The organism is Streptomyces sp. DH12 (genome assembly GCF_020873895.1).
In the GTDB taxonomy this organism is placed as follows: domain Bacteria; phylum Actinomycetota; class Actinomycetes; order Streptomycetales; family Streptomycetaceae; genus Streptomyces.
Map to the genome: position 1 here is coordinate 1 of NZ_JAHWGT010000104.1, position 1132 is coordinate 1132.

The 1132-nt window shown below is 74.0% G+C and carries 1 protein-coding gene and 1 pseudogene; both read left to right on the top strand.

Annotation, left to right across the window (positions count from 1 at the left end; translation table 11 throughout):
- Positions 1–242: pseudogene (locus tag LPA54_RS32755) on the top strand (hypothetical protein); the annotation flags it as partial.
- A gap of 4 nt (positions 243–246) precedes the next feature.
- Positions 247–1098, top strand: coding sequence for an arylamine N-acetyltransferase (locus LPA54_RS32760; RefSeq protein ID WP_228916479.1), 852 nt, complete (start codon positions 247–249; stop codon positions 1096–1098).
- Positions 1099–1132: the final 34 nt, after the last annotated feature.

The following is a 1132-nucleotide window of genomic DNA, read 5'->3' on the forward strand; positions in this document are numbered from 1 at the left end:
ACGTCCTGAAGGTCGCCCACCACGGCTCGGCCTACCAGGACCCGGGCCTCGTGAGCCTGGCCGCACCGCGCCTGGCACTGATCAGCACCGGTGAGGACAACGCGTACGGCCACCCGGCTCCGGGGACGGTGCGCGCGCTGCGTGCCCAGGGGACGGCGGTGCTGCGCACGGACCGGGACGGGGCGCTGGCGGTCGTCCCCGGTACGGAGGAGGACGGAGAGCTGGAGGTGGCGCGACACTGAGGGCATGACCGAGGGGATCGACACCGCGACGACCGACGCCTATCTGCGCCGCCTGGGTGCGGAACGGCCCGCCCGGCCCACGCGGGACGCGCTGCGGGAGCTGCATCTGCGCCATCTGCGGACCGTGCCGTTCGAGAACCTGTCCGTGCATCTCGGCGAGGAGATCGTGCTGGACGAGAAGCGGCTGCTGGACAAGGTGGTGGCGGCCGGGCGAGGCGGGATCTGCTACGAACTCAGCGGCTCCTTCGGTGCGTTGCTCACCGCGCTCGGCTACGGCGTGACCCTGCTCGCCGCACGGGTGTACGGGGACGGCGGCCGGCTGGGCATCCCGTACGACCATCTCGCGCTGCGGGTGCGGACGGAGGACGGCGGCGACTGGCTGGCGGACGTCGGGTTCGGCTCGCACTTCCATCTGCCGCTCGCCTTCGGGGAGCGGGCGGAGCAGCGGGACCCGGCGGGCGTGTTCCGGGTGGCGGAGGCCGGGGCGGACGCGGCCGGGGTGCGCGGCGGGCACGGGACGGCGGACGCGGCGGACCTGGACGTGCTGCGCGACGGGCGGCCGGTGTACCGGCTGGAGACGCGGCCGAGGGTGCTCGCCGACTTCACGGCGGGAGCGTGGTGGCACAGCACCTCGCCCCGCTCCCACTTCACCCGGTCGCTGGTGTGTTCGCGGGTCACCGAGGACGGCGGGCGGATCACGCTGAGCGGCCGTCGGCTGACGCTCACGGCTCCGGACGGCACGCGGCAGGAGCGCGGGACGGGGTCGGACACGGAGGTGCTGGAGATCTACCGGGACGAGTTCGGGATCGCGCTGGACGCGGTGCCGACGGTGCGGGGCGGCGGGACGGACGGCTGAGCCCTACCGGACAATGAGCCGTGTGAGTGATGTG